This is a genomic window from Galbibacter sp. (assembly GCF_035306585.1).
Lineage (GTDB): Bacteria > Bacteroidota > Bacteroidia > Flavobacteriales > Flavobacteriaceae > Galbibacter.
This window is the reverse complement of the sequence record NZ_DATGNU010000105.1, coordinates 1-8266: the sequence shown is the minus strand read 5'-3', so window position 1 is coordinate 8266 and position 8266 is coordinate 1. Positions and strand designations below refer to the sequence as shown.

General features: G+C 39.6%; 6 protein-coding genes and 2 tRNA genes. 3 read left to right on the top strand and 5 right to left on the bottom strand.

Annotated features, from left to right (window positions below):
- Position 1: 1 nt before the first annotated feature.
- The 3 genes from VKY50_RS10075 to VKY50_RS10065 form a co-directional block, all read right to left on the bottom strand.
- Positions 2-76 (bottom strand) — tRNA-Pro (locus VKY50_RS10075).
- 28 nt (positions 77-104) lie between these two features.
- Positions 105-188: transfer RNA gene (locus tag VKY50_RS10070), tRNA-Ser, on the bottom strand.
- A gap of 135 nt (positions 189-323) precedes the next feature.
- The gene (locus VKY50_RS10065) at positions 324-2372 is read right to left on the bottom strand and encodes an HD family phosphohydrolase (RefSeq protein ID WP_324301442.1); all 2049 of its coding nucleotides are present in this window, start codon (positions 2370-2372) and stop codon (positions 324-326) included.
- Positions 2373-2495: 123 nt separating this feature from the next.
- Between VKY50_RS10065 and VKY50_RS10060 the strand changes: the two genes are divergently transcribed.
- The 3 genes from VKY50_RS10060 to VKY50_RS10050 all read left to right on the top strand — a co-directional run bounded on the left by VKY50_RS10060 (position 2496) and on the right by VKY50_RS10050 (position 5907).
- On the top strand, positions 2496-3671 hold the full coding sequence (locus VKY50_RS10060; protein WP_324301441.1) for an acetyl-CoA C-acyltransferase: 1176 nt from the start codon (positions 2496-2498) through the stop codon (positions 3669-3671).
- A gap of 23 nt (positions 3672-3694) precedes the next feature.
- Positions 3695-4444, top strand: a complete 750-nt coding sequence (locus VKY50_RS10055; RefSeq protein WP_324301439.1) for a C40 family peptidase — start codon at positions 3695-3697, stop codon at positions 4442-4444.
- Between the two features lie 95 nt (positions 4445-4539).
- Complete coding sequence (locus tag VKY50_RS10050; RefSeq protein WP_324301437.1) at positions 4540-5907, top strand: Gfo/Idh/MocA family protein; 1368 nt, start codon at positions 4540-4542, stop codon at positions 5905-5907.
- Between the two features lie 159 nt (positions 5908-6066).
- On the opposite strand, the gene VKY50_RS10045 is transcribed toward VKY50_RS10050, so the two are convergent.
- Both VKY50_RS10045 and VKY50_RS10040 read right to left on the bottom strand, forming a co-directional pair.
- Positions 6067-7506, bottom strand: coding sequence for an arylsulfatase (locus VKY50_RS10045; protein ID WP_324301435.1), 1440 nt, complete (start codon positions 7504-7506; stop codon positions 6067-6069).
- An 82-nt stretch (positions 7507-7588) separates the two neighbouring features.
- Positions 7589-8266: RagB/SusD family nutrient uptake outer membrane protein (locus VKY50_RS10040; RefSeq protein ID WP_324301433.1), on the bottom strand; the 678-nt coding region annotated here is incomplete at its 5' end.

Below are 8266 nucleotides of genomic sequence, written 5' to 3'. Positions count from 1 at the left end.
GTCGGGGTGGCAGGATTCGAACCTGCGACCTCCGCGTCCCAAACGCGGCGCGATAACCGGGCTACGCTACACCCCGAAAAATTTATTCATTAAAGAAAGAAAAGCGGAGAGACAGGGATTCGAACCCTGGCAACACTTACGCGTTGACAGATTAGCAATCTGCTCCATTACCACTCTGGCACCTCTCCTTTATTTCTTATATCATTATGAACGTACAACTTTGAAATTGCGGTTGCAAATGTAGTAGTTCAATTAGAAGAAAACAACTATTTTCATGAATATTTTTAGTACTTTTAAATAGCTCCCTAACTACCAATGAAATACTATTCTGGATATTCAATTCTTAAGTGATAAATATTGGTTAATTTACGTTTTAACACCTTTTTTATCTGCTCAATTTCTTTAAAAGTAATATTCGCATTTAAGAACTGTCCTTCATCTATTTGTTTGCTAACAATCTTCTCAACAAAAGAATTAATCATAGTAGAGGTTGGATTTTTCAAGCTTTTTGATGCTGCCTCTACCGAATCTGCCATCATTAAAATGGCTGTTTCTTTCGAAAAAGGAATGGGACCAGGATATTGAAATTCCAATTTGTCAACATTTTCATTTAAATTCATTGCCTCTTTATAAAAATAATATACCAATGAAGTACCATGATGTGTTCTTATAAAATCTATTACCCTATCCGGAATATTGTTCTTCTTAGCCATTTCAATACCTTCGATAACATGATCAATTATAATTCTAGCACTTTCTTCAGCTGATAGTTCATTATGAGGATTTACACTTGTAGTTTGATTTTCAGTAAAATATGCAGGGTTATTCATTTTACCAATATCATGATACAGTGCGCCCACCCTTACTAACATAGAATTCGCTCCGACTTCATTTGCAGCAGCCTCGGCCAAGTTAGCCACCTGTAGTGAGTGATGAAATGTTCCAGGAGCTTTTTCTGATAATTCTTTTAATATCCTGGTATTGGTGTCAGAAAGCTCCAATAAAGACACATCAGAAACCAATGAAAAAAGCTTTTCATAAATGTAAATCAAAGGGAAGGCTGCCAAAGTTGCCAAACCGTTTAATATAAACAGTCCAAAATTCACCCAATCCATATTATTGAAGTTCCCTTCGTGGATAACGTAAAAAGCAAAATAAGCAATAATGTAGACCAAGGTGATCTGCCCTACTGAAATAAACAGATTAGCTCTCTTGTGAAGCTCCGAAATGGTTTGAATAGTGACGATACCTGCGATGGTTTGCAAAAACACATACTCAAAACTATTAGGGACTATAAAACCTAGTATTAATACCGTTAGTACATGGGTAAAGAGTCCAAGCCTAGGATCGAAAAATGCCTTAAGAATCAGCGGCATGATACACATAGGCACCACATAGACATAATGCGAATTAAACTTAACCACTGTGGTGGTCAAGAAAATCATTACCAGTACATTAAAGAAAATAAAGGTTACTTTATTATTATTGAGAAAGACCTCTGGTCGGTATTTTTTTAAGAATAGTAACAACATTAAAAGAGTAAGCCCAACTAAAATAATATAGCCGAACAGAATCCAATTATAGTTATTTTCGTTCCACAACTTAGATTGATATTCCTTCTGCAGGGAATACAACATGGTATACTTCTCCCCTTCGACAACTTCTCCTTTTGCAATAATACGTTTCCCTTTATCAATACTGCCTCGGGTGGTGGTCACTTTTGCCAATTCACGCTCTAGCGTCATTTTAGTTAAGGCCTCATCGAAAAAGACATTCGGTTGTATGATATCAAAATATAAACTCTTCATCAGCTCTGCGTGGGATTCAAGGTTCCTCTCTTTAATAAAGCCCGTAATCACTCTATCTAGCTGATTGATCTTAACCAAACTTCCATAAAGAATCGTTTGTTCTTGATTCCCTCTAACCACATTAACCAGTTCATCACCTTGATATTGTTCCGTATGTTGAACCACCCCTTTTTCATAAATCCGATTCAACAATTCCAGCCCACTGGAACGCAAATATTTACGATCAGATTCGCTGTAATCCTCGGCAGTAAAATAACTATTAAATCGCTCCTTATAACCTTCATATACCAAATCCCGGATACCAACATCGTATTTAAAATAATCAGGATGATTGGATTCTATTTCATCTTTATTTTGCTTGATTTCCTCATCAGTTTTATGAATCGCAAAATTAAATGGCGCATAGAGCGTCTCGTATTGCCATAACTTTCCCTTGTGGAAATCATATTTAAACTTCCCCCCTTTAGGGAATAAATACACCACCATGGCAGTGGTTAAAATAAAGAGAAAACCTTTGTAAATAAGGGACTGGTTTTTATAAAGATTATCCAAGAATTTCTTCATTCGTATGGGTATTATTATTCAAATGTAACAAAAAATAGACTCCTCATTAGTATTTAATTAAAATCAACTTCCTATGATTATCTTTTTAAATTATTTAAATTCGCAACAACAAAATAGTGTATCATGAATAAAGTAGTCATCGTTTCTGCAGCCAGAACGCCTATCGGAGGTTTTCTGGGACAACTCTCAACCATAGCCGCTCCAAAACTAGGTGCCATGGCAATAAAGGGCGCTTTAGAAAAAATAGCACTTGATCCTAGTCTAGTTCAGGAGGTCTTAATGGGCAATGTTGTACAAGCTGGAGAAGGCCAAGCACCCACTCGACAAGCCGCTTTATACGCTGGAATCCCTAATACGGTACCTTGCACAACAGTGAATAAGGTCTGTGCCAGTGGGATGAAAGCTGTAATGCAAGCTGCACAAGCCATTGCCTTAGGAGATGCTTCCATTGTAGTAGCTGGAGGCATGGAAAACATGAGCATGATTCCACACTATGTTCATATGAGAACAGGCACTAAATTTGGGCCATCTCAACTCATTGATGGACTTCAAAAAGACGGGCTAGTAGATGCTTACGATCAAAACGCTATGGGGGTATGTGCAGACCAATGCGCCCAAGAATACAACTTCTCAAGAGAAGACCAAGATGCCTATGCCATACAATCCTACAAGCGTTCTGCAGCGGCTTGGGAAGAAGGTAAATTCGATGAAGAAGTCATCCCAGTGGAAGTCCCACAAAAAAGAGGACAACCACTTATCGTTTCACAGGACGAAGAATTTAAAAATGTAAAATTAGATAAAATCCCAACCCTAAGAGCTGCTTTTACAAAAGAAGGAACAGTAACTGCTGCCAACGCCTCGACTATCAATGATGGCGCAGCAGCAGTAGTTCTTATGAGCGAACAAAAAGCACAAGAATTAGGTATTACACCATTAGCTACTGTACTGAGCTACGCTGATGCAGCTGGAGACCCAAAATGGTTTACAACAGCGCCAGCAAAAGCACTTCCAAAAGCATTGGCTAAAACCAATTTAAAAATTGAAGATATTGATTTCTTTGAATTCAACGAAGCCTTCTCAGTGGTCGCCCTGGCAAACATGAAAATATTAGAAATCCCAGACACTAAAGTAAATGTCAACGGAGGCGCTGTTGCCTTAGGTCATCCACTAGGATGTTCTGGGGTAAGAATTCTAGTTACACTAATGAGCGTACTGGACCAAAATAATGCTAAATACGGAGCCGCTGCTATTTGTAATGGAGGTGGTGGTGCCTCTGCAATGGTCTTAGAAAGAAATTAATTACCCCTACAAACAGCTATTAAATGCAATATGGAATTTGTCATTTGAGTATCATTCCCTTACGCAATGAACCACAACATACCTCAGAACTTTGCTCTCAGGTACTCTTTGGAGACCATTTTAAAGTATTAGAAAAAAGAAAGCATTGGAGTAAAATACGATTGGCATACGATCATTTTGAAGGTTGGCTAGACAACACCCAATATACCATTATTGAAGAATCTACCTATCAAAGCCTCCAAAAACAAAAGCCCAAACTATCCGGAGATTTGGTAGAATTCATCTATGATGACAACAACAACTTATTGCCCATAACCTTAGGAAGTAATGTTAGTGCTGCACCCTACCTTTCAGGCAAGTTTGACGGGGAAGTACTACAGGGAAAACAACCAAAGGAGGGAATCGTCGGCACAGCGCTTAACTACATTAATACCCCATTTCTATGGGGAGGGAAAACACCCTTTGGGATTGACAGTTCTGGACTTACCCAAATGGTATACAAACTCAATGGCTATCCCCTGTTGAGAACTGCCACTCAACAATCCACACAAGGGGAAGCCCTAAGCTTTATAGAAGAAAGCGAAGCTGGGGATCTAGCCTTCTTTGATGACGAGGAAGGAAATATTGTTCATGTGGGTATTATGATGCCCGATAACTACATCATCCATTCCTATGGGAAGGTACGGATAGATCGAATTGACCATACAGGAATATACAATACAGACACAAGAAGCCATTCGCACAAATTACGGGTAATTAAAAAAATCATATAAGTTAAAAAAGGTACTACAACAATGACCTTTAATTCTATTTAAGACATGGTTCCTTTAGAAGAGTATTTTGTAAATTACTCCCTAAATTAAGCACCATGTCATTTTACATTAACCGCAGAAACTTTATAAAATCCACCTTAGCCACTACGCTCTACGCAACTTACGGGGCTTATGGTCAGCATTTAATGCACCCAACCAAAATATGGAAAGTCGGACTTATCGGTACAGGATGGTATGGGAAAAGCGACTTATTTAGGCTCATGCAAGTAACTGAAATCGAAGTAGCAGCCCTGTGTGATGTCGATAAAAATCACCTATCCCAGGCCGCTACCTTAGTCAAGCAAAGGAATAAACAATCAAAACCACCCGCCTTATTTACGGATTTTAGAAAAATGCTCAACTCCATTGAGCTAGACATTGTGCTTATTGGAACTCCCGATCACTGGCACGCCGTAAATACCATTGAATCACTTCGTGCGGGATGCCATGTGTATGTTCAAAAACCTACGAGTGTCGATGTTATAGAAGGCGAAGCCATGGTCCAGGCGGCAAGGAAATACAACAAAGTAGTCCAAGTGGGAATGCAGCGTAGAAGCACACCTCATCTAGCCCATGCTAAGAAAAACATTATTGATAAGGGGCTTTTAGGTAAAATTGGTCATGTTGAAATGTGCTGCTATTACCACATGCGCGCCAATGGAAAGCGTATCGTTCAGGAAATTCCTGATTTTTTTGATTATGAACGCTGGACAGGGCCAGCGCCAAAACTCCCTTTTAAAGGGTTACCTCATAAAAGATGGTGGAGAACCCGCATGGAGTACGGCAATGGTATTATGGGAGACATGTGCGTCCATATGCTTGATGCTGTACGTTGGATGTTGGATCTAGGATGGCCAAAACGGATCCAATCCCAGGGAGGTATCTACGTACAAAAAGGTGGCTATTCCAATATTGCAGATAGCCAAACGGCTATTTTCGAGTACGAATATTTCAACTGCGTTTGGAATCATCGAACATGGGGACCCCCTACCGATCCAGATTATCCATGGGCTTATTTTATTTATGGAGAAAAGGGTGTTTTAAAAGCAAGTGTTATGAAATACGAATTTATTTCAACCGACGGAAAGACTCATATCTCCAAAGATGTAACCTATGAAAAAGAACAATATCCTGAAGACCTTAAAGAAAAAGATATTGAACTTCATACCGCACCAGCTACCCGATACCATATGATGGATTTTTTAAAGGCAATTGATCAGGGGAGTAAACCTATTGCTGATGTAGAACAAGGACATATATCAACAGCCAGTTGCATTATTGCCAATCTAGCTATGGAACTTAACAGACCACTGATGTACGACCCTCAAAAGCGCTTATTTATAAACGATTTCAAGGCCAATAAATTATTATCCAGAACCTATCGTGATCCTTGGAGCCATCCAGATCCGTTAGATTATACTTAAACTATTAACCCCTGGAGTACAACTCCAGGGGCTACTCAACCAATTAAACCACTATACGCTATTGGAGCCGATAATTAAAATTGATTCCATTGTAAGTGATCCTCAAAAATTCAGTATAATGCGGATCGATCTTAAATTATTTAAACAAGACCCTAGGTATTAATGATCTGGTATTGTAATCCTAAACTTTTCAATTTCCGACCGCTGATGTTGTTGTATGAACACCTCTTTGGCTTTCTCAATAATATCTGGATGTTTACGCGCCAAATCTACAGACTCATACGGGTCAGTCTTTAAATTATACACCTCACAAACAGCCTTTTTATTAGCATCAAGTAGCTGGGTCCAAACCACCTTCCAATCTCCCATTCGAACGGCAATCTTGCCACCAGTTTCATGAAATTCCCAGTACATGTCCCGCGCAAATTTCGTTGTATCTCCTAAAAAAGCACTCCTTAATGACACCCCATCGGAATAAAGAGAACCTTGATAATCAGCCAATTGCGCAAAAGTGGGCAACAAATCCCAATAGGCAGCTGTCACTGGACTTACACTTCCCTTTGGAATCGTTCCTGGCCAATAGGCAATGAACGGAGTTCGAATTCCGCCTTCATACAAATCACGTTTGACACCTTTAAGACCAGCCGTACTATTAAAGAAATGGACGTCTTCCATAGTTCTTCCCCCTTCGATATGGGTTCCGTTGTCACTGGTAAAAACAACTAAGGTATTTTCTAAAAGACCTTTGGATTTAAGCTTTTCTAACAACCTCCCAACATACGCATCGATACTAGTTACCATGGCAGCATAAGCTGCTTTAGGATACTTTTGTGGTCCATAATGCTGCCCACTTGGCCATGGTTTTTCAGGTTCAAAAACACTTTCTCCCTGCGCATTCAAATAAGGTGCTAAAAACCTATCCTCTACCCTTAATTCTGCGTGTGGAACCGTATACGACATGAAGAGAAAGAACGGTTGATGATCACTTTGCCGCTCTATAAAATCAATCCCCTTTTGAGTGAATATCTCATTGGCAAAAGCACCACTGGATATGGCATGTTTTTCAACCCCTCCTTCGACAATGGACCAAAGAGAATCTGGCTTTTGAAAATGCCCATCCACATGATGAAGATGACCTGTAAATTCATCCCATCCCTTTTTCTCTGGTGATCCTGATGTACCCTCAAGGCCCAAGCCCCATTTGCCAAATATAGCGGTGTGATACCCTTGAGATTTAAGAATTTGAGCTATCGTAGTGTCTGAAGATTTTAAAGGAAACTCACCGTTCCCTCTAATGGTTAGGTGCCCCGTATGCTTTCCCGTCATAAGACTTGCCCTAGAGGGAGCGCAAACAGTGCTGCCCGAATAAAAATCTAAAAAGCGCATTCCATCACTTGCCATACGGTCAAGATGTGGAGTTTTAATATATTCTTGTCCATAACTACCCAAATCCCCAATACCTAAGTCATCCGCTAGTACAAAGACAATATTTGGTTTTACAATGTGCGTATTAGATTCCTCCATTGCACTACCTTTCTCTTTACATGAGCAAATAACGATAAGCAATAAAAAACTACAGAAAAGGGTAATACGAAACATGGAATCTTTTTTTTAAGGGTAATGTTAAAATTAAGAAAGTTAGCTCTTTTGAGCTAACTTCTTTAAATGTAAATACTATAATTTAATATCCTTTGGCCTCTTGAGCATCCATTAGATTAGGATTACGATCCAATGCAGTCTGCGGATAAGGAAGTCGGATAAACTTAGGATCATATCTCCTCTGCTGTGCCAAATCATTGTCAATACTATAGATCGAGGTCATCACCTGCTGGCTTATTCCCCAACGACGAATATCATCCCATCGAAACCCTTCTCCAGCAAGTTCGATTCTTCTCTCATTGCGAATTAGAGATCTTAGTGCCTCTTTAGAACTAACCTCAGCACGGTTTACAGCAGGCATTCCTGCTCTAAGACGAATAGCATCAATGGCATCGTAAATTTCTCCCGATGGACCAGCGACTTCATTTTTAGCCTCTGCAAAGGTTAACAATACTTCTGCATAGCGAATAATCGGAAAGTTTTGTGGTCCTTTATACTGTCCACTTTGAGCACTCTCACTAGGGTCCACCATTTTACGGTAGTTATAACCTGTTTTTGAGATGTTACTCCCGCCTTTATTCCACGAGAACACAAAATTATCTTGTAGATCGTTCCACTGTGCACCTGGAAATAAAATAGAGGCATACAGCCTGGTGTCTCTATTTTTAAATTCCTCTAAATAGTCATCCGAATAATCCCCTGCGTTATATGCCGCTGCTCTATGCTCTTTGGAAGGTGCTGTAAAATTGGTACCCTCGCT